The organism is Parasphaerochaeta coccoides DSM 17374 (assembly GCF_000208385.1).
Classification (GTDB): Bacteria; Spirochaetota; Spirochaetia; order Sphaerochaetales; family Sphaerochaetaceae; genus Parasphaerochaeta; species Parasphaerochaeta coccoides.
Map to the genome: position 1 here is coordinate 1,293,463 of NC_015436.1, position 24,422 is coordinate 1,317,884.

The 24,422-nt window shown below is 45.4% G+C and carries 21 protein-coding genes and 1 CRISPR repeat array; of the genes, 14 read left to right on the forward strand and 7 right to left on the reverse strand.

Annotated elements, in window-relative coordinates; translation table 11 throughout:
* Nucleotides 1-354 precede the first annotated feature (354 nt).
* The 12 genes from SPICO_RS05780 to SPICO_RS05835 all read left to right on the forward strand — a co-directional run bounded on the left by SPICO_RS05780 (nucleotide 355) and on the right by SPICO_RS05835 (nucleotide 14,988).
* Nucleotides 355-2,973, forward strand: a complete 2,619-nt coding sequence (locus tag SPICO_RS05780) for a CRISPR-associated helicase/endonuclease Cas3 (protein WP_013739741.1) — start codon at nucleotides 355-357, stop codon at nucleotides 2,971-2,973.
* Entirely contained in the window at nucleotides 2,967-4,475 is a 1,509-nt protein-coding gene (gene casA, locus SPICO_RS05785) for a type I-E CRISPR-associated protein Cse1/CasA (protein ID WP_013739742.1), read from the forward strand. Before SPICO_RS05780 ends, casA begins: the two co-directional genes overlap by 7 nt.
* Nucleotides 4,465-4,992: a type I-E CRISPR-associated protein Cse2/CasB gene (gene casB / locus SPICO_RS05790; protein ID WP_013739743.1), complete on the forward strand. Its 528-nt coding sequence runs from the start codon at nucleotides 4,465-4,467 to the stop codon at nucleotides 4,990-4,992. The genes casA and casB overlap by 11 nt, the downstream gene beginning before the upstream one ends.
* Entirely contained in the window at nucleotides 4,989-5,585 is a 597-nt protein-coding gene (gene cas6e, locus SPICO_RS05795) for a type I-E CRISPR-associated protein Cas6/Cse3/CasE (RefSeq protein ID WP_013739744.1), read from the forward strand. The genes casB and cas6e overlap by 4 nt, the downstream gene beginning before the upstream one ends.
* The gene (gene cas7e / locus SPICO_RS05800; protein ID WP_013739745.1) at nucleotides 5,582-6,655 is read left to right on the forward strand and encodes a type I-E CRISPR-associated protein Cas7/Cse4/CasC; all 1,074 of its coding nucleotides are present in this window, start codon (nucleotides 5,582-5,584) and stop codon (nucleotides 6,653-6,655) included. Before cas6e ends, cas7e begins: the two co-directional genes overlap by 4 nt.
* A gap of 10 nt (nucleotides 6,656-6,665) precedes the next feature.
* On the forward strand, nucleotides 6,666-7,364 hold the full coding sequence (gene cas5e / locus SPICO_RS05805; protein WP_013739746.1) for a type I-E CRISPR-associated protein Cas5/CasD: 699 nt from the start codon (nucleotides 6,666-6,668) through the stop codon (nucleotides 7,362-7,364).
* Entirely contained in the window at nucleotides 7,364-8,209 is an 846-nt protein-coding gene (gene cas1e / locus SPICO_RS05810; RefSeq protein WP_013739747.1) for a type I-E CRISPR-associated endonuclease Cas1e, read from the forward strand. Before cas5e ends, cas1e begins: the two co-directional genes overlap by 1 nt.
* A 2-nt stretch (nucleotides 8,210-8,211) precedes the next feature.
* On the forward strand, nucleotides 8,212-8,490 hold the full coding sequence (cas2e, locus tag SPICO_RS05815; protein ID WP_013739748.1) for a type I-E CRISPR-associated endoribonuclease Cas2e: 279 nt from the start codon (nucleotides 8,212-8,214) through the stop codon (nucleotides 8,488-8,490).
* 54 nt (nucleotides 8,491-8,544) lie between these two features.
* Nucleotides 8,545-13,029: a CRISPR direct-repeat array (repeat unit 28 nt; unit sequence CTATTCCCCGCAAGTGCGGGGGTGTTTC).
* A 4-nt stretch (nucleotides 13,030-13,033) separates the two neighbouring features.
* Entirely contained in the window at nucleotides 13,034-13,516 is a 483-nt protein-coding gene (locus SPICO_RS05820; protein ID WP_169310090.1) for a zincin-like metallopeptidase domain-containing protein, read from the forward strand.
* On the forward strand, nucleotides 13,509-14,099 hold the full coding sequence (locus tag SPICO_RS05825) for a MuF-C-terminal domain-containing protein (protein ID WP_013739749.1): 591 nt from the start codon (nucleotides 13,509-13,511) through the stop codon (nucleotides 14,097-14,099). The genes SPICO_RS05820 and SPICO_RS05825 overlap by 8 nt, the downstream gene beginning before the upstream one ends.
* A gap of 23 nt (nucleotides 14,100-14,122) precedes the next feature.
* Nucleotides 14,123-14,572 (forward strand): RNA polymerase sigma factor, encoded by a 450-nt coding sequence (locus tag SPICO_RS05830; protein WP_041395110.1) that lies wholly within the window; start codon nucleotides 14,123-14,125, stop codon nucleotides 14,570-14,572.
* An 89-nt stretch (nucleotides 14,573-14,661) separates the two neighbouring features.
* On the forward strand, nucleotides 14,662-14,988 hold the full coding sequence (locus SPICO_RS05835) for a hypothetical protein (RefSeq protein WP_148229016.1): 327 nt from the start codon (nucleotides 14,662-14,664) through the stop codon (nucleotides 14,986-14,988).
* Nucleotides 14,989-15,156: 168 nt separating this feature from the next.
* Here SPICO_RS05835 and SPICO_RS09805 read toward each other — a convergent pair whose 3' ends face one another.
* Together SPICO_RS09805 and SPICO_RS05845 are read right to left on the reverse strand one after the other, a co-directional pair.
* Nucleotides 15,157-16,062, reverse strand: a complete 906-nt coding sequence (locus SPICO_RS09805; RefSeq protein WP_013739751.1) for an HNH endonuclease — start codon at nucleotides 16,060-16,062, stop codon at nucleotides 15,157-15,159.
* A 355-nt stretch (nucleotides 16,063-16,417) separates the two neighbouring features.
* Complete coding sequence (locus SPICO_RS05845; RefSeq protein ID WP_052295837.1) at nucleotides 16,418-16,849, reverse strand: alpha/beta hydrolase-fold protein; 432 nt, start codon at nucleotides 16,847-16,849, stop codon at nucleotides 16,418-16,420.
* A 313-nt stretch (nucleotides 16,850-17,162) separates the two neighbouring features.
* Between SPICO_RS05845 and SPICO_RS05850 the strand changes: the two genes are divergently transcribed.
* Together SPICO_RS05850 and SPICO_RS10560 are read left to right on the forward strand one after the other, a co-directional pair.
* On the forward strand, nucleotides 17,163-17,624 hold the full coding sequence (locus SPICO_RS05850) for a hypothetical protein (protein ID WP_013739752.1): 462 nt from the start codon (nucleotides 17,163-17,165) through the stop codon (nucleotides 17,622-17,624).
* A complete protein-coding gene (locus tag SPICO_RS10560; RefSeq protein ID WP_013739753.1) occupies nucleotides 17,579-17,785 on the forward strand; it encodes an Ltp family lipoprotein in 207 nt (68 codons plus the stop codon). The genes SPICO_RS05850 and SPICO_RS10560 overlap by 46 nt, the downstream gene beginning before the upstream one ends.
* Nucleotides 17,786-17,841: 56 nt before the next feature.
* Here the strand turns inward: SPICO_RS10560 and SPICO_RS05855 are convergent, their stop codons facing one another.
* The 5 genes from SPICO_RS05855 to SPICO_RS05875 form a co-directional block, all read right to left on the reverse strand.
* Nucleotides 17,842-18,033, reverse strand: coding sequence for a phospholipase D-like domain-containing protein (locus tag SPICO_RS05855; protein ID WP_041395112.1), 192 nt, complete (start codon nucleotides 18,031-18,033; stop codon nucleotides 17,842-17,844).
* A 77-nt stretch (nucleotides 18,034-18,110) separates the two neighbouring features.
* Nucleotides 18,111-20,693, reverse strand: coding sequence for a DEAD/DEAH box helicase (locus tag SPICO_RS05860; RefSeq protein ID WP_052295838.1), 2,583 nt, complete (start codon nucleotides 20,691-20,693; stop codon nucleotides 18,111-18,113).
* Nucleotides 20,694-20,721: 28 nt separating this feature from the next.
* Nucleotides 20,722-22,221 (reverse strand): DUF8451 domain-containing protein, encoded by a 1,500-nt coding sequence (locus tag SPICO_RS05865; RefSeq protein ID WP_013739754.1) that lies wholly within the window; start codon nucleotides 22,219-22,221, stop codon nucleotides 20,722-20,724.
* A 671-nt stretch (nucleotides 22,222-22,892) separates the two neighbouring features.
* Nucleotides 22,893-23,504 (reverse strand): DUF6088 family protein, encoded by a 612-nt coding sequence (locus SPICO_RS05870; RefSeq protein ID WP_013739756.1) that lies wholly within the window; start codon nucleotides 23,502-23,504, stop codon nucleotides 22,893-22,895.
* Nucleotides 23,505-23,651: 147 nt separating this feature from the next.
* Nucleotides 23,652-24,413, reverse strand: a complete 762-nt coding sequence (locus SPICO_RS05875) for a hypothetical protein (protein WP_013739757.1) — start codon at nucleotides 24,411-24,413, stop codon at nucleotides 23,652-23,654.
* Nucleotides 24,414-24,422: the final 9 nt, after the last annotated feature.

The window sequence follows — 24,422 nt, forward strand, 5'->3', positions numbered from 1 at the left end:
ATTGTTCTCATGGGGGAACATCTGTTTGCATGCGGCAGAGCGTATGCGGGTATTTGATGTTCCCGGTATGAGCCTTTCATCCGCGATTGTGCATTCTGGGAGGTCACTTCATATTATCTAGTTAGACAAGATAAAACTGGTGCATGTCAGCGGAAGCGGAATATTCTGGTTAAGTCATTGATACAGAAATAAATGGGTATTACGGCAATCCATGTAAATCCTTGTATTTTGAAAGTACCTCTGTATTATCCAATTCTCTTATCATTGACCGCACCTTAATTTTCCCTCATATAATCGTGTATCGGATATCATGATTCATGTTAAACTCTGGAAATCACACAGGAGATATCTCAGATGATGCTAGATCGCCCCAAACATTCAAAACAAGATAGTCGTATTGAAAAATCATTGCCTCTAGAAGATTGTTATGCCAAGACAACCCAAAAAAGCACAGGGGAAATAGTTCCAGGCATAAATGTTGAGACACATTGTCAAATTGTCGGTGCAGTAGCTCAATTATTGGCAAAGCTTTCCTCCTGTATTCCTCATGATCAATATTCGATAAGATCATATGCCCTACTTGCCGCTTGTCATGATATCGGCAAAGTGAATCCATTATTCCAAGAAAAAATCAGACGAAACTTATCTTGTTATAAGGCAAATAGTGCCCCAGGGTTAGAAGCTGCACGCCCAGAACTCGAAAGAGACTTTGGACCTCATGCATATGTCAGCCAGATTGCACTTAAATGGTATAAAAAAGATTCAACACGCATTTCTTCCATCCTCGGACGACATCATGGGTTGGCCTATAAATCAAAGCATTCTGGCACAGCCGAAATATTTGGAGGGAATCCATGGAAACAAGAAAGAGAAAAACTAATTGAACGACTTTGCAAGCATTTTAACTCTGATTTTCCTTCTATTGCGGATTTCCTTTACGCATCGTACATTTCTGGATTTGTCACAGTAGCTGACTGGATTGGCTCTGGCGAACCATTCTCAAACCTGCTCTACGATGAGGACCCTTCGGAATATGATATTTCTGCGGCACTGTCTATGGCAGGATTCGTTCCATTTGATATTATTCCGAATTTGGAATTCTCTAACATTTTTTCATTTACCCCGAATGCCATTCAAAACGTTCTGACTGATTCTTACGCAGGTCCTGGCCTGTATATCGTCGAAGCTGGCATGGGAATGGGGAAAACAGAAGCCGCCTTATACATTGCATATAAGTTGTTGGAACAACACCAAGCAACAGGATGTTATTTTGCCCTTCCCACGCAACTGACGTCTGAAAAGATTTATAAAAGGTTTTCTGATTTTCTGAACAAGATATTGGATCCAAAAAACAAACACACACCTTTGCTCCTCCATGGGAAGTCTTGGCTGTTTGAAACAGAACTTGGAGAAGAAGGCCGTATCGGATATTCTTGGTTTGATTCACGCAAGCGAGGACTCCTTGCTCCTTTTGCCGTAGGCACAATCGATCAAGCATTGTTATCCATCATGAATGTTAAGCATAATTGTGTTCGACTTTATGGGCTTGCGGGAAAAGTTGTGATCCTGGATGAAGTCCATAGTTACGATACATATACTGGCACATTGATGGAAAAACTGATTACCTCATTGCGGTCTCTCGGATGCACGGTCATTCTTCTGAGCGCGACGCTGACAACATCCCAACAACAACGCTTCCTTAAGCAGAATATCGACTCTTGTGTTCTGAAAAATACAAACGCATATCCTTTGATCACCCGCCTCCAAGATTCTCACATACACTGCGCAACAATTTCTCATCCCTCTGAACCTGAGTCGGTCTCCATATCATGTTCCCATGATTTGAGCGCTTTGAAACTCCTTGTGAGGGAAAAAGCTGCTATGGGAGAAAATGTCCTATGGATTGAAAACACTGTGCAGGAAGCACAGGAAACCTATAAAGATTTTGCTTCTTGGGGACGAGAAAACAATATCCCTGTAGGATTGATTCATTCTCGCTTCCTACCAGATGAACGCTCTCGTTACGAAGATGTCTGGACCCACCGTCTTGGAAAAGAAGGCATTACTCAGCGAACTATTTCCGGTGCAATCCTCATTGGAACTCAAGTATTGGAACAATCCTTGGATATTGATGCAGATTTTCTTGTCACGCGGCTTGCGCCTATGGATATGCTGCTGCAACGCATCGGTCGCTTATGGCGGCATAATATACTGAATAAAATCCGTCCTCAAGGAGCAGAACGTTCAGTCATTGTTATTGTTCCAGAGGTCAATGCACTACTCAAGTCACCTAAGATAGCTTTGGGGAAATCAGGAAATGTGTATGCTCCATATGTTCTGCTACGGACATATGAGATTCTCCAAAAAATTTCTACAATAATGCTGCCAGAAGATATCCGGATATTAATTGACAGAACATATGAGGAACGCACGGATAACGATGCAATGGGGCGGCTAAAACATGAAATGAACCAGCGGAAAGACATCTTGCATAGGCTGGCCATGAATACCACTTCTGAAAGCTCGCCAACACAAAATGACGATGTTGCTGAAACTCGTTTTGGATCGTTTCCTACCGTACAAATCATGCTTCTTCGTGCTTTGCGTGTTCTTCCTGAAGAGATGTCCCTCCTCACCCTTATTGACGGCAGTTCTGTTTTATTGCCCTCAAAGAAAAACATTTCCCATAAAGAACGTAAAAAAATAGTAAAAACGCTGATGAAAAAAACACTGATTACTGTACCGAAATACCAGGCTCCCGCGCCTATCAGGATGGAAGAACTGTCATGGATGTCCTCGTATCTCTATGTTTCAGATGAACCCGACGAAAGGATACGACTAGGTATTGTCACGGAATCCGGGACAATTATGTCAAAAGATAAGCAAAAAGCATCGAAAATATTTGATTTATCGTATCTAGAAGGGTTAGGATACATAGCAAAGAAAAATCTGATTGGAGAAGAAGGATGTTGAATCGATTCAATCTGGTGCGGGAAAAGTGGATTCCCATTGCAGGAGGCTCGCGAGTGTCTCTTATGGACATCTTCACCGACCCATCAATTGGGCATGTGGGTGGGACTGCTGTGCAAAAACTTGCCATCCTGAAGCTCCTGCTGGCCATAGCACAGACGGCAAACATACCGTGCGATGAGCATGACTGGGAAAAACTACAACCTACAGGTTTGGCGACCGCATGTAAAGAATACTTGGAAATGCATGAAGAATGCTTCTGGTTGTACGGAACAACACCCTTCTTGCAGTTTCCTCGTCTTCATGATTTAGCAGACAAAACAGATATCACCTCAATTGGAGCAACCTATATACCCGACTTACAGTCCTCCAATGATACAATCCTTTTTCAATCCCAAACTAGCAGACCCCAGACAGATGCAGAAAAAGCTGTTTTTCTTGTCACTCTCATGAACTATGCCCTGGGAGGAAAAAGAACAGCAAAGAAAATCCCGCCGCTTACAAAAGAGTATGCAGGCAAAGGCTCTACCTCCAAACCGGGTCCCAGTATCGGCAACTATACCGGATACCTTAACTCACATCTTTTGGGGCAATCTTTATGGGAAACCATCTGGGTGAATTTGTTCACTCAAGAAGAACTAAATACTATTCAGAATGGATGGGGAAACCTGGAACAACCGCCGTGGGAGAAAATGCCCCAAGGAGAAGATGACGAAATTGCCAGAAAATATAAGACAAGCTATCTGGCGACTTTATGTGCCTTGAGCAGATTTGTCCTATTCACTGACGAGGGAGGTATCATCTATGCAGAAGGGATCCAGTATCCAACGATAAAGGAAGGATGGATTGACCCTTTTCTCAGTATTAATTCAGAGCAAAAGACATTGTATGCAGATGTGAACAAACGGCCGTGGAGAAGTCTTCCTGCACTTTTGGGAACAGCCTTCAACGCTTCCGGAAAAGAATTTTTCCCCTGTAAGCAAATATCTTCCCACATATTCAGGACACAACAGGTTTGTCCTTTTGTCGGGATTTGGTCAGGAGGCTTGCAAATACGGGGGCAAGCAGGTGATTTTTCAATAAAACAAAATGATGATTTCATTGAATCATCTGTGTTCATCAAAAGTTCTTGCATCGAGACAACTTGGTTTGCTGCCTTGAATAAAGAAATGATGGATTTGGACAAAAAATCCAAAATACTTTTTGCAGCAGTCAAGGCATATTACAACGAAAAAAATACTCGTGCCCATTCAGAAGTTGCCCAATATAGTTTTTGGTCAGCATGCGAACAGCATTTCCCAAAACTTATTGAGGCATGCGATGAGGATGCTGATCCTGAAGACCTCCATGACATTCAAGAAGTTTTCTGGAAAATCGTTATGGATATCTATACCATGTCATGCCCCGCGGAAACAGCGAACCAAATTCGAAGATGGGCACGAAATGAACCAAAAAAACCTCGCCCAACATTTTATCTTGCAAAGGAGGACAGCAATGGGAAATGATGCATTTCTATCCATGATCTCACATGCGAAAACATCTAAGAATAAAAGGCTGCTAGCCAAATTGAAGAAAGCAGATCATGAAGAAACCGAGTTTCTATGCTGGGATATTCTTGTCCATTGGGTTGATTTAGAAAAGACTGTACAGCGTCGCGCATATGGATTGATTGCCGCAGGCTTTGCCAAGAGCAAGGATGAAGGTGACGGTTCTCTTGGATTGGGAGATTCTCTTTATCAATCTTTTGCCTCCACCAACAAAGGCGGAGAGCCTGACACTTCTTCAGAAGCTGCCAGACTTAGCAGAATATTGTCTTGTTCCTCGGCCCTAGAATTGATTGATGTTCTTCGTCCAATAATCAATCTCCTCATATCTCGTTCAATCACGTTGTCATTCAAGCAACTTCTTTCCGACATCCTTTCTTTTGACAATGAGGAACGACGGCAAAAAATCAGAGTACATTGGGCACAACAATTCTACGGGAAACATAAGGGTAAAGACAACGGAGAAGAACAAATATGATTGCCTCGACAATTTTCCTGGACAAAAAAGATATCATCGCATTGAAACTGTATGATGCTTATGCTTCTCATAAATTCGTGTATAGCTTATTTCCTGGGAATTGCCGTTCATTCTTGTTCCTTGAGAAAACACTTTCCTATCAAGGGAGAAAAATGTACCTTGTTCTATCAGAAGATTCCCCGGCAGTCCCTATGAAAGGGGAAATCACATCCCGGCATATTCCTTCTGGATATTTTGATTTTCCAGCATATACCTTTGAAGTCAAGGTGAATCCTGTGACTAAACAGGTAGGAAAATCAAATCCAATAGCCGTTACTGGGCTGGAAGCTATCAGGACATGGTTCCTGAACCACCAAAAAACATGGGGATTTTCAGCCCGGCAAGAAACAATGGAAATTTCAGACATGGGTGTCCAAGCATTTTTAAAAAATGGACAGACAATTACACATAACCAAGCGACTGTCCGCGGAATCATGGACATAACCGACCATGTACTATTCCATAAGGCTTTCAAGAATGGTCTAGGCAGAGGAAAAGCATTCGGATTTGGATTATTACAAATAAAACCACTTACTCAAAAGGAGTCAAAATGAACAATACAATCTTTGCAGGCAAGAAAATCGAATTCCACATTATTCAAAGTTTTCCTGTAACGACCCTGAACCGGGACGATGTCGGCGCGCCGAAAACAGCATTGGTTGGTGGGGTGACCAGAGCAAGGGTCAGCAGTCAAGCATGGAAACGCCAAGTTCGTCTGCATCTACATGATTTTGGTATCAAGCTAGCTGTCAGAACCAAATACATTTCACAAAAAATACAAGAAGCCTGTCAGTCATTAGGTGCTTCAGAAGACCATGCACACTCTGTTGGCGAGGCAATTGCAGAGGTCCTGGCAAAAGATACTTTGTATTTTTTCTCTGATTCAGAAGCTCTTGAACTTGCTCGCTATGCCCAATCTCTTGATTTTGATCCCAAAAAAATTATTGGGGAAAATAAAAAGGATTTGAAAAAAATTTTCGATGCCCAGAAGTCCGGGCTCATCAAGGGTTTCAAGTCTCAAGAAGTCGATGGATTGGATATTGCCCTTTTTGGAAGAATGGTTGCACTGGCACCGGATTTGAACGTTGAAGCGGCAACATCCTTTGCTCATGCCATTTCCACACATAAGGTTGCCAATGAATTGGATTTTTTTACAGCTATTGATGACTTAGGCTCTGATACCCCAGCCTCATCACATATGGGGACACTGGAATTCAATTCGGCTACTTATTACAGATATGTCAGCCTAGATCTTGGACAACTTGAACAGAATCTTGGCGATACTAAACACATCCCTATTGCGGTAAGTACTTTTATCAAGGCTTTATATGTTGCGGTTCCTTTTGCCAGACAGTCTACTTTGAGTGGTAGTTCACCGTGGGATTATGCAAGAGTCTTGGTTAGGAACGGGCAACGTATCCAAGCTCCTTTTGATAAACCTGTCAAGCCGACTGAAGAAGGTTTTTCCTTGCCTAGTATTAATCGGTTAAATGAATTTCTTGACAGACAGGAAAAACTTGCAGGCTCTTTGTTTGGACTCCAGAAAGCATTTAGATATGGAGAAGATGAGAACTACTCTATCGATGATCTCATTACTGATCTTGTGACAGAAATCTCAAAATGAGGAGCGTCTCATGAAGTACCTCGCACTATGGCTAGAAGCACCTCTCCAATCATGGGGAAGTAATTCCAAGTTTGGGCGTAGAGATACGGAAATCTTTCCGACAAAATCTGGAATCTATGGGCTGATACTGTCTGCAATGGGCAAACAAGGGCCACAGGATGATTTTTTGGCACGCCTAAGCTCTTTACGGCAATATATTATAGCTTATTCATATAATACTCATACGAAACCAGATATTCTGATGGATTTTCACATGGTTGGAAGTGGGTATGATGCTTCAGCGCCTTGGGAACGTCTTCTCATTCCCAAGAAAGCAGACGGGACTCCTGCTGTGGGTGGGGGATCAAAAATTACATATCGTTATTATTTGCAGGACGTATCTTTTGGTGTCATTCAGGAAATGCATGAAGATTTTGAAAATGACGTTTCTCATGCGTTGCAATTTCCGGTGTATGATCTTTTTCTTGGACGTAAGAATTGTGTCCCCACTGAATTTATTTATAGAGGTTGCTTTAATTCTTTTGATGAAGCAAAAGAGGTTTTGGATTCTCTCAAGAATGACAAAGGACTAAAGAAAATATATACAGTTGAAGAAGTAAATGAGGCATCCCCTGAATCATTGATCATTTCAGATGTTCCTTTACAGTTTGGTGATTCCAAGATGTATAAGGAAAGAATCGTACTTATTTCACATGATGACGAGTACTAATGGCAAGACGTCTTTTCATCAAAATTAATCGTTCAAATCTCCCTCAGGTAAGTAACAAGTATCCTTTCATCTACTTGGAACGAGGGAGACTTGAAATTGATGATAGCAGTATCAAATGGATTGACAGTGAAGGAAATTTGGTCAGGATTCCTGTTGCTACCATCCACACAATATTATTAGGTCCGGGAACTAGTATCACACATGAAGCTGTAAAAGTCATGACAGCGGCAAATTGTACTGTTTGTTGGGTAGGAGAAGACAGTCTTCTTTTTTATGCTGTTGGTCAGACCCCAACTTCCGATACTCGTAATCTCAGAGTACAAATGGAACTCGCAGCAAACTTAAAAAAGCGGACTGATGTTGCGAGGCGGATGTTCCAACTCCGATTCCCTAACGAAGATATTTCAGAAAAATCTGTTCAGGAACTTATGGGAATGGAAGGGAAACGGGTAAAAAAACTTTATGAAGAAAAAGCCGCCATCTATTCGGTCGGCTGGAAAGGCCGGTCATATATTCCAGGAAAATTTGAACTAAGCGACATTACAAATCAAATCCTGACATCCGCCAATGCTGCATTATATGGGATTTTAACATCTGCTATCATTTCATTAGGCTATTCGCCACATATTGGCTTTGTGCATTCAGGAAGTCCTTTACCATTTGTCTATGACGTAGCAGATTTATACAAAGAAACTGTATGCATAGATCTTGCGTTTTCTGTGACGAGGGATCTTGCAGGCATGTATAACAAACATCGCGTTTCAGAGGAATTTAGGAATAGAATTATTGAATTGGATATCTTGGGAAATGTTGCACGTGACATAAAATATGTTTTAGGAAAATAAACATGGTTGTAGTTGTTGCAAAACACATCCCTCCTGCTGTTAGGGGACGGATGAAATTGTGGTTCATCGAACCACGTCCAAATGTCTTTATATCTGGCATTACCGATTCTGTTGCTACACAAGTCATCACATATCTTTTTTCCCATTGTCCTATTAGTTCCGAGTTATTGGTTTTTCAAAAAATCCCTTCTCCTCCTTACTACAAGATTTGGAGTAAAGGAAATACTAATAAGATGACTATAATTTCTGGTCTTCAGTTGATTCTTGAAAAGACAGAGTAGGAAAAAAATATAATATGTAGTATTATTATCTATACTATATTACAAGATGTTGCTCTATTCCCCGCAAGTGCGGGGGTGTTTCTACCGATACCATAATGAGACGAACCAGTACCAGCTATTCCCCGCAAGTGCGGGGGTGTTTCCCCAGTCGTGTTACTGGTTTGATGCAGTCTACTCTATTCCCCGCAAGTGCGGGGGTGTTTCTCTTGTAAACGCCATGCGGCTTGTGCAAGTCCACTATTCCCCGCAAGTGCGGGGGTGTTTCTATTTTCCATCATCGTGGGCGCACCGTCATAATCTATTCCCCGCAAGTGCGGGGGTGTTTCTGTGTTTTCTCCCGTTGTTGAAGGTGATTCTTCCTATTCCCCGCAAGTGCGGGGGTGTTTCTCTCGCGTTCATTTTGAAAACGAGAATGAATAACTATTCCCCGCAAGTGCGGGGGTGTTTCTAGCATCCATAGCACGCGTCTGTGGGACTGTCTCTATTCCCCGCAAGTGCGGGGGTGTTTCCACTTTGAAAAGTGCCTTTATACTGCCTTTTGTCTATTCCCCGCAAGTGCGGGGGTGTTTCTTCCCTGTCACCACTGTGGATACTTTCGCCAAGCTATTCCCCGCAAGTGCGGGGGTGTTTCCTGCCCTTTCGTTATCGCCATCAGTTTGCCACTCTATTCCCCGCAAGTGCGGGGGTGTTTCTGGGATGAGCGAAGGCGCGCAGGTCCTCACTGCCTATTCCCCGCAAGTGCGGGGGTGTTTCCCATATGTAAAGCACCTTGACGGCGATATATGGCTATTCCCCGCAAGTGCGGGGGTGTTTCTATTTTACTAAGTTCTTTTGCTGTCATGATTTACTATTCCCCGCAAGTGCGGGGGTGTTTCTATCGGCTTCTTTGAGAAGCTCAATACATTCTGCTATTCCCCGCAAGTGCGGGGGTGTTTCCCTGAACCGTTCAGGTTATCATAAAGATGTCACCTATTCCCCGCAAGTGCGGGGGTGTTTCTTACGCAACGCTATCTATACGGGCGAATGGCTCACTATTCCCCGCAAGTGCGGGGGTGTTTCCGAGCAACCCTAAAAGAGACTATATGCAATCATCTATTCCCCGCAAGTGCGGGGGTGTTTCTTATGATTCCCGTTAAAACGCCTAAAACTGATACTATTCCCCGCAAGTGCGGGGGTGTTTCTATCAGCGGGAGGCTTTGTCGGTCATGATGGACCTATTCCCCGCAAGTGCGGGGGTGTTTCTTCCTGACACGGCAGGGCATCATCGGAGACGAGCTATTCCCCGCAAGTGCGGGGGTGTTTCCATTTCGTCAATGCCATGATGTAAAGCCCTGACCTATTCCCCGCAAGTGCGGGGGTGTTTCCTCATCAACGGAGAAGTGTTCCAATACGCATCCCTATTCCCCGCAAGTGCGGGGGTGTTTCTCAAGAGGCTGTTCCGCAGGGGGCACAGGGAAGCTATTCCCCGCAAGTGCGGGGGTGTTTCTGCTGTTCAGCGTAGAATGGCCGATTTGGAAAGCTATTCCCCGCAAGTGCGGGGGTGTTTCCGATAATGGGAACGCTCATACCACCAACATACTCTATTCCCCGCAAGTGCGGGGGTGTTTCCCCGTCTTTTGAAGATATTAAGTTAGTTGGTGACTATTCCCCGCAAGTGCGGGGGTGTTTCCCACGTCTTCGCATACATACATCTCCTTCTATACTATTCCCCGCAAGTGCGGGGGTGTTTCTATAATATACGATAAATAACAAATATTATATGACTATTCCCCGCAAGTGCGGGGGTGTTTCTAATTTAAAGTTGTCTGCATCAAACCGCACACGCTATTCCCCGCAAGTGCGGGGGTGTTTCCACCATACTTCTCAAGAAAAAATTCAAACATTCCTATTCCCCGCAAGTGCGGGGGTGTTTCTGACCTTACCCTGAAAGTGTTCGCGGTAGTGGCCTATTCCCCGCAAGTGCGGGGGTGTTTCCCCGAACCGTTCGGGTTATCATGAAGATGTCACCTATTCCCCGCAAGTGCGGGGGTGTTTCTATGCGTATCTTTTTATCGTAAAGGAAGGGAGCCTATTCCCCGCAAGTGCGGGGGTGTTTCTGAGGGGTGGGCTATGCGGGGAATCTGATGATTCTATTCCCCGCAAGTGCGGGGGTGTTTCTGACATCGCTCTTGCTTTTGGGCTACGACGAAGCTATTCCCCGCAAGTGCGGGGGTGTTTCTATGACACAGAAAAAGCGGACTGGGTATGTGACCTATTCCCCGCAAGTGCGGGGGTGTTTCCGAATCCTGCGCCCAGTGGTTGTGCAGTCTTATCTATTCCCCGCAAGTGCGGGGGTGTTTCTACCCTTCCCCCCATTCATTGGTATAGTCGGCCCTATTCCCCGCAAGTGCGGGGGTGTTTCTATTGCCGGAGAGCCCAAATAATATTCTTTCCGCTATTCCCCGCAAGTGCGGGGGTGTTTCTAAGACCCTATTCCCCGCATGACGCAAGGGAATCTATTCCCCGCAAGTGCGGGGGTGTTTCTACCCTTCCCCCCATTCATTGGTATAGTCGGCCCTATTCCCCGCAAGTGCGGGGGTGTTTCTATTGCCGGAGAGCCCAAATAATATTCTTTCCGCTATTCCCCGCAAGTGCGGGGGTGTTTCTAAGACCCTATTCCCCGCATGACGCAAGGGAATCTATTCCCCGCAAGTGCGGGGGTGTTTCTTGCTGACACACTCCTAGAGAAAAGCGGACTCTCTATTCCCCGCAAGTGCGGGGGTGTTTCTCTCCTCCGTCACCTTTGGTCGAGTAAAGACAGCTATTCCCCGCAAGTGCGTGGGTGTTTCTCATCCACAGAGACATAATCATCTATAGGTATGCTATTCCCCGCAAGTGCGGGGGTGTTTCCATTCCACTGATTCCATATTTGAAAGCACGTTTACTATTCCCCGCAAGTGCGGGGGTGTTTCTGCTTGAGGCTGACCGTCAGCTTTTTCGTACTGCTATTCCCCGCAAGTGCGGGGGTGTTTCTGGAATTGGCAAAGTATGCCTCCTTTCGAAAAACTATTCCCCGCAAGTGCGGGGGTGTTTCCGCATGAATACACGGTCGCCAATCTGACAGCGGCTATTCCCCGCAAGTGCGGGGGTGTTTCTAGCTTGTTGTTTCAAATCTTGTCATGAGAGCACTATTCCCCGCAAGTGCGGGGGTGTTTCTGGAAAGGGCGGCATAGCACGGGGGGAATACACCTATTCCCCGCAAGTGCGGGGGTGTTTCTGCGTTGTCCGCCTGCGCTCCGGCATCCGCAATCTATTCCCCGCAAGTGCGGGGGTGTTTCTGCGTTGTCCGCCTGCGCTCCGGCATCCGCAATCTATTCCCCGCAAGTGCGGGGGTGTTTCCTCTACCTGAGCAAGCTGTGACAGCAGCTGCACCTATTCCCCGCAAGTGCGGGGGTGTTTCTGAATGGGGGGAAGGGTATTTCCGGATAAAATCCTATTCCCCGCAAGTGCGGGGGTGTTTCTGGGTTCCCATTCCCCGTCAGGGAAGGACGCGACTATTCCCCGCAAGTGCGGGGGTGTTTCTCAGGTCGGTGATGCTCTTACTGCTGGTAGCAACTATTCCCCGCAAGTGCGGGGGTGTTTCTTCTTTGGCATTGCATGTAGATGAATTGATGTCCTATTCCCCGCAAGTGCGGGGGTGTTTCCAAGGCAAATCTTCTACAGACTGTCGCAAAGATACTATTCCCCGCAAGTGCGGGGGTGTTTCCCAAGTGTCGCTCCAGTAGACATCCCTGTAGAGCTATTCCCCGCAAGTGCGGGGGTGTTTCCATCAAAATATCTTTGTATATAATCGGTCCAAACTATTCCCCGCAAGTGCGGGGGTGTTTCTTTGCGTGATGCAGTGACAGGTGTCTCCAGGGCCTATTCCCCGCAAGTGCGGGGGTGTTTCCCGTTTGGGTTTGTCAACAGAAAAAGTAAAAACCTATTCCCCGCAAGTGCGGGGGTGTTTCTTGCCCTTTGAGTATGCCATATGCCTCATTTCTCTATTCCCCGCAAGTGCGGGGGTGTTTCTCATGTACTTCTCTGGTACATCTTTATGATAACCTATTCCCCGCAAGTGCGGGGGTGTTTCCAAGGAAGACATAGAGGACATGAAGCGGAAGATCTATTCCCCGCAAGTGCGGGGGTGTTTCCAAAAAGCACATGAGGCTTTACGCGCGGAAGATCTATTCCCCGCAAGTGCGGGGGTGTTTCGATATCAGTTCTTTCGCTTCATGGGCAACGTGCCTATTCCCCGCAAGTGCGGGGGTGTTTCTAACCCAAACGGTTTGGGTTTGTCAACAACAAACTATTCCCCGCAAGTGCGGGGGTGTTTCCATGAAAGACTGGAGGCGAAGATGCGCGCTTTGGGTATTCCCCGCAAGTGCGGGGGTGTTTCTTGATGAGATTTTTGAGCCTGTCTTCATACGTAGTATTCCCCGCAAGTGCGGGGGTGTTTCCGGAGAGGACGGAGAACGGATCAGGCAGCTTCTGTATTCCCCGCAAGTGCGGGGGTGTTTCCGTTCTGCCTCACAGAGAAGCGTTTCCCCGGCAGGAAAGTTACTTTTCTGTAGCATTTCATGAGATGACGCATAGTACTGGTTCTAAAAATAGGCTCAATCGTCCAGAGCTTGCAATTTATGCCCAAGATATTCATGCCCGTGCAAAGGAAGAACTTGTTGCGGAGTTGGGAGCCGTTGCCTTATGTGAAAAATGTAATATGCGATATGCCCATCAAGAATCCGCTGCATATCTAGATAACTGGAGCAAATCTTTTAAGTATAGGGAAGTATCCCTTCAAAATATTTACACATCGGTTTCACCGGCAGTCCGTTATATCACAGCTGAGACACAGAAAGAACGGCAGGACATCCTCAAACGGACTGAACCCCTTATACCGGAATGGAAAAAAATCGTCGAGAAGGCAACTGAAAAAACAGTGTCACTTTCTCAAACTCAAAAAAACCATTCACCAAGAACCGCAATACGGGGAGAACCAGATGAGTAAGCTCATAGTCAAACGCCGTATCCGTTATGAAGAAATTCGCCTTTTCCGACCTAATGATATTGACCAGTCACGGTACCAGGAATCGCTCAAAAGACGCATTGCAGCATATGAATATGTGACAAATCATCCAGGAAAGATGGTCCCCAGACAGACTATACCGGTATGCGACGTTCCGTTCGTGCTTACGGAATTAGGCGTTCCCCATGGGAAAATAATTCTGAGAGGGCAGACTGTCGCCAAAATCCTTGGATTTGAAGATGAAGCTAATTTCTCGACAAACTTGCATGAGGTTCCGATAGACGTTCTTGAAGATCTTCCTAATCAATTATGTGATCCCATTGCCATTATTCATTCTGCTTCTCGACCCGACGATAGTCTTGTTGTTCTTACTGAACACCGCATTGATGATAAGCCGATTGTGGGAATTCTTCTGATAGATACCGTAAAAAAGGATAATGAATCAGTTCATATAATCACGTCTGTTTATGACCATGAGACAACCTCAAAAGGATTCAAAAAAATTGAGATATTCGAGGAATGGGCTAATAAGGGTTTATACATTTATGTAAAAACAAGGACTTAAGGAAAACTGAATTCATACCAAATTTGGCAGATAAGACCCAGTATAATTCTGGGTGGAGTCTTCCCAAGTCCTTCACAGAAAATGTACTAACGAAAAACGATCTTGTCAACCGATTCCGCAAACACCGACAGCATCGCACCTTCCTTGCCGGGATCTCCCCTGATGATCCTGCAGCACTGGATCAGTATGCCAATGCGGAAAAACAACTGACCCAGCGCGGATTCTACGTTGAAAACCCATTCAGGACCATCAGGGCATCGATAGATCAGGTAAAGAAATGCTCACAAGTAGCTGTTCTCACCGACCGACCTGCCATGGTCGAAGGATTGCCGGTCGAAAGGATCGCACAAGCGACAGGCATACCCATGCATTTTTTGAGCGACCTGTTGCCACGAAAGATTGATTTCTCCCCGGTACTGGCAAAGACATCCGCCAAGGATTCACCCGTGAAGACCCCCTGCCGTTCCCGGTAAGGCTGAAGGAGAACACCCGTATGGATGAAAGAACACTGACCGCCCGCATATACGAAGCTCCCGTCTTGCTTACAGATGGAAACGCTCTCGTGAGCTTACGGACAGAAGACGGCGGCATATATGCATTTTTACCTAAGTCTTTCAGCCCGCTTTTTGACAGTACGGTTCTTGCCCCGGCACACATGGGGAAAAACCCGCAGCCTTCCTTGCTTGAGCTGAAGGGAACATTCATCGAAGAGAAGTCAGTGTTCGCCATCTCCGCTTTACGGAGCATAACACATGCATCAGGCCGGATTACAAAACCTGAAGCCTTTTCAGGGGAACACAGCGATCCTTTGAAACGTTTGTATGAGGAAGAAAAAAATGACGTGCTACCTTTATGCATACCAATTCACTTTTTGGGGGCTTATGAGTAGGCAAAGACAGCAGTTTCCGCTGGTTCAATATCGGAAGGAATACTGGTATATCCGCTATTATGATGATTAAAATATACGCAGGGCAATCTCCAGTGGCACAAAAAAGATATGAGAAACAACCAAAGAGCTATCAAACCATTTAGACACTTTCTTTATCTTTAAGGAAAGCTATCCAATTAGCAGTTCTTCTATTGTCTTGCCTGATGGGGAAAAATCAAAAACATACGTGTTATGGTAGTGTAGATAGGAATCGACACCTTCAGGAACTTTTTTTAATCTTCGAGAATCGTCCACATGCAATTTATCCCAATCCCTGTCATCTACAACATCAGACATCCATATCCGTCCATCACGTGGATCAAAGGATATGTAACCCAAGTCAAAAAGCCTGTCGTATGTTGGTGAAAGGATGAGCGAATTCTTAGGGTCAATTCGTTCTTCATTTGTTGAGTCACGCCAAGGCTTAATATGGCTTGCAATCAATATCCGCTGATTTGAAATTTCAGTTACTGCACATTCATTGCCCCATAACGTTAATGCGGCATCACGGTAATCTCTCTGTACCGTCCTAACATTTACATATCTTCGTGCCTCTGTATTTCTTGGAACATACAAAGGACTTTGCTCACTTATCTCCTCGGCAGAAAACTGTGGCGTAGTTGCCTCATGTTCATATAAATGCATGATAACCTGAGAAGGAGTACCTAAGGGAAATATCTTCATCCTCACAGGAACAGCTCGACCATAGTAGGTATAAGGACCTGAGGCTTCATGACGTATAAAGGGAAATATCTCGTCTGTACCTGCCTGCATTCGTTTTTCAGCGAATTTTCGGGAGGTCTGGCCTTCCCAATAAAGAGTACTACCATCCAAATGATCCACGTACTGCGTAGCGGCAACTCGCTTCTTGAGATTTATAATAAGAATGAGAAAATTTTCCTCTGAACGGGTGATGACTCCACCTGAACGACTAACATATCCTGCTGTAGCTCCGATGAGTCTAGCTATATCTGAGGATGTATATGAAGCATTGATAACAAGTTCTTTTATCAAGTGCTGAGTAATCAGAGTCATGATGAATCAAAGTTTAATCTAGAACTGCTGCTAAAACAAGGGGAAGGAAGTAGCTTGCTCAACATAAAGGATAAAGTAACCAAGCATTATAATTTAATACATCACATCCCGTGCAAACTTCCATTCTAGCGTATATCTTCTACCGGCAATCGTGTACAAGATGACCTTTCCTCTTACAGTCTATAGCTCAGTAGAGTATCATCGAGGCTCCAGCTTTATTCTTATTCATCACCTCTCCGTTTGGCGAATACGCCCCACTTATGCTATTGGTCTTGCTCCAAAAGAAAATATCCCAGTACAAAGGAGTACCGGGATATGGATATACAGATGAATATCCTTCATTCTATGGATGCTACTAGATACTGTCCTGAAATACCCTACGCAGGGCGTCGGGGAACCGATATCGCCACTCACGCTGTGTATGCATGGCATCAGGGAAAATCTCATACTTCAGGGAACTTTCACCCAAGTCATTCTTCTTGAAAAAGTCATTGCGGGTATCCGAACCTGAAAGAAATTCTTCCTTGGTTGTCATCCGGCCGAACTCATTTGTCCCTACATATACATCGACATACTTGAGAGAACTGTAGTCAGCAGAGCTAAGGGTTTCCTCAAGGTAATCCATCCAGATACATACCGCAGAACTCATGGCAATGAGTCTGGAGATTACCTGAGGATATGCCAGAGAGGCATAAATACTTATCAGAGTCCCTGTACTGTATCCGCCGATTCCCGTTGAGTCACAATCAGGCCGTGTCCCGTAATTCTTATCTATCCATAGCTTCAACAAATCTCTCTTATCTATACATACATCCTTGCAAGACATGAACAATCGGAACCACAGGGGATAACATCACTATTCTTTCGGACATAATTCCGAATCTGGGGGCGGATTCTTTCAATGGGATTGGGTCTCTTACTATCGACATATCCGCTGATCCATCTATCCGCGCTGCATATCAAGCAGCGTTGGCAGACACGGGGAATGCGCTCGGCTGGTACGCGCCGACAAGAAGCGATTCACTGATCGACACGACAGTACTCACTGTTACAGGTCTTTCAGGATCAACCAGAGCAATAACTATTCGGGCAATCCTCTAATGAAGAGAAAACCATATGCTTTCATCACATTGTCGCTTGTCCTGCTGACTTTCCTGGCCTCCTGCACTTTAGAATTCAGGCAGAAGATAGTCCTGGTCATATCCATATATCATCCATCGGATAAAAGCGAACCCCCGTTGGGAAGCAAGGAGAAGCCTCTCTCCATTACAGTCGGCTATGACGCTGACACAATCATTGACGCAGTCAAGGACATCGACATCGTCATAAATTATACGATTGCAGCTTCCGAGCAGCGGACTATCGAGGAATTCATGCTCTCGGGGAACGTCCACTCCCTGTATCTGGATTCAGGGAATCCTAATAGAGCCATATTTCTCTACCAGGATGAATACGGTGAAAGCTATTTTTCTATTTATTTCTTGACAAAAATGAGTTTAATAGGAGATATCACTGAATGGAAAGACCCTCCAGCGGTGGGGAATGGACAGGATATGCTGTAGATCATTGTGGAGCGAACTGGAATGAACAGGCAGCAAAAAAAGCCGCCAGCTACCTGAGGTCTTCTTCGGTCTCCCGAACAGGACTATATGACCACCTAAAATGGGAAGGTTTCATTCCCAGCCAAGCAACCTATGATCTTACTCAAGTAGTGGATTGGTAATAAAGATTCAGAAAAACCTGAAAATGTGCCCCGTCAAGCGTGTGTGAGCATCCCCGTCACTCATCCGGAAACAAACCTGATTCCCGCGGCATCACCAACTGAAGGAAATCATCATAATACGTCGCATCCTCAAGCCTGAGCAAAGAGTCATCGTCTTCAGTCTTGCTGAACATGTTCAGGCTTCCATACCAGACCACCCTCTTCCCGACCAGAATGAAATTACCGACCTCCTCATCCCGCTGTTCCAAGGATACTCCACTCTTGCCCAATGCTACATATGCGGCTTCGACAACATCTGGTTTTGAAAAGAACCGGGATCTACGTACTACAAATATGACCTGCCGCTCTCACTTAAGGCCGACAGGAAGGAAGAATACAGACGAACCTTGGGCAGTGCGACATGAGGAACAGAAAAAACAATGTCTCCCGGATATGCTTTACAGTCTTCCTGAAGTCTCTTCCAGAAGTCATTGCGCCCATACATGATTTTCTCACGCGGTTTGCTTTCATCATAGATCAGTGAATAGCCGATATGCCTGTAAGCGGCAATGCGCTTGCGGAACATCCTCTCAAGCACCGGGATCTTGAAGTCAACATAGTCGATGACCTGAACGGAATTCTTCCCTTCGTACTCACGGTTTATCCTTCCTGCATACTGGATGACATTCCCCTTCCATGCTATGGGAGAGGCCAAGAACAGTGTGTCGAGTTTGGGGAAGTCAAATCCTTCCCCAATGAATTGTCCTGTGGATAAAATCAGCACCGGAGAATCAGAAGCTCCCGCTTGAGCAAGCTGTTCCATCATCTCTTTCTTTTTTCGTGTGGACTGCTTTCCCCAGAGCACTATGGAAGTGATAGCTGATTCACGGAGAATCGCATCAAGGATTTCCAGATGCTCTATACGGGATGACAGCACCAGGATAGATTTCCCTTGGGACGCATAGGTCTTGATATCGGCGACAATCTTCTTATTGCGAGCCTCATCGTGGACCAGTGCTTCATAGAGCACCTGAATGTCCTTGACAGAATAATCGCATCTGAAACGTGAGAACTTCGGAATGACCTGCCCTATGAAAGATTTACCCTTGGATACAGGGAGAACATCCGCCTGATAGACCAGCTTGCCGCATTGCATGAAGATGATGGCGTGATGACCATCATTGCGCATGGGTGTAGCTGTCAATCCATATATCCGGGAGCTGGAAATACGCCTGACAGTCTGTTCATACGTCACTGCAGGGATATGATGGCATTCATCGCAGATAACCATACCATACCTGTCAAAATCAATCCCACTTCCTTTCCGAGCAAGAGAATTGATGATCGCCACATCGACTATCCCTGTCAGGGTGTCCTTGCCTCCTCCCAGGATTCCGGGAATCATAGGCTCACCCTCATGGTGGATGAAACGTCCGAGACGATTTTTCCACTGTTCGAGTAATGTTTTGGTATGCACGATGATCAGGACAGATGTACGGGCACGGGCAATCAAAGCAGAACCCACGACTGTTTTTCCGAATCCTGCCGGAGCCGACAGTACTCCCTGGTCAGAAGCATACAGTGCTTCCACAGCTTTATGCTGTTCAGGTTTCAAGGTGCCAGAGAATGTTAGATCGCATACGGTTCCCACACTCCGTTCATCCTGGATGTGCACTGTCACTCTATGAACTCTGAAAAGTTCCCGCACGGAAGAGAGACATCCTCTGGGAATAATCAGATGAGATTCGTCTTTTTCCGCGCAGCACACCACGCGCGGTTTATTCCATGTAGGCAGGCGCATTCTTTCAGCCTTGTGGAATTCCGGATTATGAAAAGATGCAAGACGCTTCAGCTTGTTCATCAAGCTCGCATCCATCTCCGAATAAGGGATATATATTCTATCCTTCAACCGGATGATAATTGTCCCGCCGCCAGATACGCTCTTTTTCCCCGGCGATTCCATTGCTGCTGGTTGTTCCAGTACTTGGTCGTTCATCTTACCCACGTCATGACAACCCCTTTCCATGGCATGGCTCAAGAAGTCATCGACTTCATCTTCGGACAGTTTGCGCGTATCCCTCAATGCTGACCATTGGTTTGGAAGAGTAGAAAAATCCTCGGCGATAAAAACACTGTTTCCTTTCTGCCGGGCAAAGCCCTGCAATGGGAGCGCGATGAGATTTCCCAGTCCATCCTGAGTCACAACATCCTGGGAGGGAAAGAGTCTGTCGTAGGAGGACATGGATAGTCCAGCATGAAATCCCATGGCGAATGACAGAATGCTGCTGCACATGGAGCGTGCTTTTCTGGCCTTGATCCGGTCCTTGAAGAAAAACCAGAGATGCCCGCCGTTTCCAGACTGGGAGCGCTCAAGCAGACATGGAAGGCCATGCTCTTTGCATACCTGCATGACAGCACTCACATCCTGTTGCCATGAGGTTCCGTCAAAATCCATAGCAGACAGATAGCATTCATCAGTATCGACCATGGGATAGAGTCCGATGACCGCCGAAGTGTCAGATTTCGTTGCTAGGTGCTTCATCAGCACATTATCCGTCAGGTGTTCGTAGATATCCGTCTGCCCATGGGAGACAACATCATATCTCTGTTTCTGTGAATTCCACACTTTGAAGCGTGGTTTCACGACAGGAGTATATCCCTTCTTCTTTCCATCACGGCTGATCCACTTGCGAGCATAGACATCTGTACGCCCTCTGAAATATTCAGTGAACAAAGCCAGCCGTTCAGCAACAAGTTCTTTGCTCCTCTTATCCAGCGATGGAGATACGCCCGTCAATGATTTTGGGTCTGGCAGTGTTTCAAAAGACATGCCGTTGGCACTCAACAGCTCCTTGAGTCGGCGGTTCTCATTCTCAAGGAAGGCGATGCGTTTTTTCAGGGCTTCAATATCATCAAAAGATTCTGCCATAAACGGTTTCCATTATTGTTGCTCATTGTCACAAACCAGCAATTCGATACACCCTGCCCTTGTTCTCACCTTTCGCCACCAAAAGACCGTCTTCGACCATCTGACCCAATATTATCCTAGCGCGAGACTCTCTTATATTTAGAAGTTCACATACGATGGCATTTGTACATTCTTTGTTCTTCCGCAGATACTCTATTATCTGATTGCGTTGTTCTTCAGTTTTCTTGCCAAGCTCTTTATCGCCACTTTTTATCGCCACTTTTTTATCGCCACTTTTTATCGCCACTTTTTCCCCCGAAGCCTTCCCCATGACAAGATTCAGGGCAGTTCTCTCAGGATTGAAGGTCTCAGAAAGTATAGGCTCAATCCATTTCTGTTGTTTCCAGACAGCGAATATATTGGACAGACCACTGTCGGCTCGTTCTCCAATATTAATCAGCATGAACATAGTGAACACCGTACCGTTACGGGGATCGGAGAGTCCTCCATCAATGGCCGCCTCAGGGCAAATACGGAGTCCTCCTGGATTAGAGAATTCAAATGAGTTTTTCCGCTTTATGACAACCAGGCCCCGACGTTCATAGTAATTTGCATGAACCAAGGAGTTCACCAAGGCTTCGCGCACAGCCTTGTGAACGGGAGTATCATCAATCCTCACCATATTTTCATCCAAGGCAAAAGGAGTCTTTATGCCGACCATGAGCTTCTCTGCGACAAGGAAATAGAAGTCAAACAGATTTCCGCTCCAGTTCGCAGCATTGGATACAATACGGTCTACCCAGCGGCTTTCCTCATCGGTCACTTCCCGATAATCGAGAAGATAAGAAGGAAATTCCTTTACGATTTCATAATGATACCCAAACATGAGAAGTCCTGCGGCCGTAGGATGAAGATAAGCATCTTTCTCGCTACGTCCTATGGCATTGAGTCGGTACAGTAATTCTTCATCTGAAAGTTGGTTCCACGATAAATCAGGCTTTACTGTCGCCAGTCTCCTGCGATATTTCTGTATGGTATCAGCACACAACGCATCCAGACCCAGAGCTTCCAGCACCACCAAGTCGGCAGGACTTCTGCTGGAATCACGGATCATGTTACGGACTTCATCTTCCGAACAATGATAGTCTCCATCGCCATTACGGCGATAAGATCCGGAATAAACATCGCCATTTATAAAAATTGGTTTGTCAGTCCTTGCGGCACGAGGAACACCAATGACAATGACATTCTTCCCTTCTGTTTCCTCAAGCCTGATGTTGTGTTCAACAAGGATGTTGCGGCTCACCTTCTGGCGGTTGTTCAAAGTATTCCAGATTGTCTTTACATAACGCTCGGCGTCAGGAACACCGGCAACCTGAAGGTTCCCAGACGTGTCTTCATCCACTCCCAGTATGATGGTTCCGCCCATGGTATTCGCAAATGAGGAATAGGTTTCCCACAGAGTCTGAGGAACTCCCTCCCGGGCTCTCTTTACTTCAAGTCGATTGTTTTCTTTACGTTTATACAACTCAGTGATAAGCTGTGACATTTTTCTCTACCTCAAGACGATAACGGGTACTGGACTAGCAAAACAAATTTTATTCATCTCAGCTCCCGTGATGATGGTAAGGCTCTATCCTCTCCACGTCAAGGAATGGCTCGTTAACTGATAAGAATTCAGGAAAAATCCCAATAAAAGTCTTAGGATAGAAGAGAAATTAGGGCAACTACTGCAAATACTCATGCATTTGTGCACCATCGTACGACCTCCAATGATTCCTCATCACCCATTATGTAAACATGAGTCTGTCCAATTTCCCTTTTATTGACTGTAATTGACTGTAATATGTTCATATCTTGACATAACCATTCATATCTATTCATCAATACATAATGTTACATGACAACAAAATACGCCGATTAAGCAGACGGAAGGCATGGCTTCAAGTCCATAGCGGTGGCAACACTGTGTAAGTTCGAGTCTTGTTCTGATAATGAAGGATATCTACTTATGTTACGTAGAGTTACATGAGTAGATAGCCTTCTTTTCATGGCTCAACTCGGAAAGTTGTGGGATGGACGATAAGGAAGCAGAAAAGAAAGGCGGAAAAACTGGAACCAGTCCTTTTCCACTGCCGAAGCACTAATATGTTTCTGACGTTCGATTTCAGTGAAAATCGTTCTTCGGTCTTCAGCTGGCACATTGCATAAAAGCATGTTTTAACTACTCCCCTTTCGAAGAATCCCTATCAATTCCTTCTGTATCCATTCCGGAGCAATCAGGATGTCTTCACGAGCCTTATCATAAGGAACTGACTCTAATAACCTGGCAAGAAGATTCCGTGTTTCAGCATCAATACCTTTCGCTCCGATTTCCTTCAGTGCAGAAACAATAATTCCAATAGTAGTATTTTTATATGCGAGGTTCTTTGCCGCTGTGCGTTTGAAGATGATTTCACGTCCGTCTTCAAGAGTCATTTTTCTGGGAGAACCGTCTGTCAGAAATATCGCACGGGTGGGTATCTGCGTTGACAGTCCAAGCCGATGTACGGCATATGCTCCTGAAGGAACAATTCTCGCCTTTTCCTTCTGGGCGACAGCCTGTGCTATATCCCCAACAGAAGGATATTCTATGGAATGAATGAGATTACTATACCGAGGTTTCATATAAATGCCGGCTCCCAGGCGGACAATCGTATTGTCTTTGGCAAGCCGTGACAAGATAACGCGTACCGCCTGTCGATCATCCATACCAAAGTCATCGGCAAAGAAGATGGATCGGGAGTTCATCCTCTGAATCTGTGATCGTATTTCTTCTACACGTGACTTCATACATCATCCGTCCTTGATATGATTTTATCAAAAAATAATATCAAGTCACCTATGGACTACAACTCGAAGTACATCAACGAAATTCATAGGAGAATATTGGAGTCGGTCAAGGTTCCCCACTGACCAGTTCCACCGCTTCACGTTCCGTTATTTGATCTCGTTGATCGTGGTTTTCCATTCCCATTTTCCCAAATCGCTCCAGCCAAAGATGTATGCAGACCCGACTCTGAATTCCTTCCCTCCATATGTAATCTTTGCGTATACCTGTCCAAAGACAGAAGCGTTCTTTTCAAAAAAATATCCCTGAAGAATGGATTCGCAATCTTTCAGGAATGCGTCAACCTGACTCTTCCTGTAGCCATTTCCGTTCAGGAGGTAATCCTTCGTGATATCAAAGGTGAGTGTAACTGAATAATATCCAGAACTCTTGTCCACATAACAACTCAATTCCACAGGCTTTTTATTCGCAAGTCCATCCAGATACTTACCGAAGGCTGCGGAAAATTCCGCATCTTCCTCCTTTTGTCTTTCAGCCTTGTCAGCGGCATCAAGCTCAATCAATGAGCCGTAATATTCGTCAATCACCTTAGTGCCAATTTCCTTGTTCTCCTCGGTCGTACGCTTTTCATCATACGGACGCTTCAAAGTAATCTGCTGATCACCTTCTATCGTTTCCAGGATGGAAACTATCTCCCAGCCATGCCTACCGAGTATATCCAGATTATATTCGATGAACGAGTCCTCTTGTGCAGTCGTGCTGATGCCCTCATATGCCATCGTCTTCCTTCGGAATTCGGAGAAATATGGCGTACCGAACGAGACAACCATATATTCGTATTGATCGGCAGAGGCCGCATACACCAGAGAACCCACCAGAATGATGACAACAAAAAAAATGCATTTCTTCATGATTTTACC

Coding starts and splice junctions, on each gene's coding strand:
- SPICO_RS05780 (WP_013739741.1), top strand. CDS start 355: ATGATGCTAGATCGCCCCAAACATTCAAAACAAGATAGTCGTATTGAA.
- casA (WP_013739742.1), top strand. CDS start 2,967: ATGTTGAATCGATTCAATCTGGTGCGGGAAAAGTGGATTCCCATTGCA.
- casB (WP_013739743.1), top strand. CDS start 4,465: ATGGGAAATGATGCATTTCTATCCATGATCTCACATGCGAAAACATCT.
- cas6e (WP_013739744.1), top strand. CDS start 4,989: ATGATTGCCTCGACAATTTTCCTGGACAAAAAAGATATCATCGCATTG.
- cas7e (WP_013739745.1), top strand. CDS start 5,582: ATGAACAATACAATCTTTGCAGGCAAGAAAATCGAATTCCACATTATT.
- cas5e (WP_013739746.1), top strand. CDS start 6,666: ATGAAGTACCTCGCACTATGGCTAGAAGCACCTCTCCAATCATGGGGA.
- cas1e (WP_013739747.1), top strand. CDS start 7,364: ATGGCAAGACGTCTTTTCATCAAAATTAATCGTTCAAATCTCCCTCAG.
- cas2e (WP_013739748.1), top strand. CDS start 8,212: ATGGTTGTAGTTGTTGCAAAACACATCCCTCCTGCTGTTAGGGGACGG.
- SPICO_RS05825 (WP_013739749.1), top strand. CDS start 13,509: ATGAGTAAGCTCATAGTCAAACGCCGTATCCGTTATGAAGAAATTCGC.
- SPICO_RS09805 (WP_013739751.1), bottom strand. CDS start 16,062: ATGACTCTGATTACTCAGCACTTGATAAAAGAACTTGTTATCAATGCT.
- SPICO_RS05850 (WP_013739752.1), top strand. CDS start 17,163: ATGAAGAGAAAACCATATGCTTTCATCACATTGTCGCTTGTCCTGCTG.
- SPICO_RS10560 (WP_013739753.1), top strand. CDS start 17,579: ATGGAAAGACCCTCCAGCGGTGGGGAATGGACAGGATATGCTGTAGAT.
- SPICO_RS05860 (WP_052295838.1), bottom strand. CDS start 20,693: ATGGCAGAATCTTTTGATGATATTGAAGCCCTGAAAAAACGCATCGCC.
- SPICO_RS05865 (WP_013739754.1), bottom strand. CDS start 22,221: ATGTCACAGCTTATCACTGAGTTGTATAAACGTAAAGAAAACAATCGA.
- SPICO_RS05870 (WP_013739756.1), bottom strand. CDS start 23,504: ATGAAGTCACGTGTAGAAGAAATACGATCACAGATTCAGAGGATGAAC.
- SPICO_RS05875 (WP_013739757.1), bottom strand. CDS start 24,413: ATGAAGAAATGCATTTTTTTTGTTGTCATCATTCTGGTGGGTTCTCTG.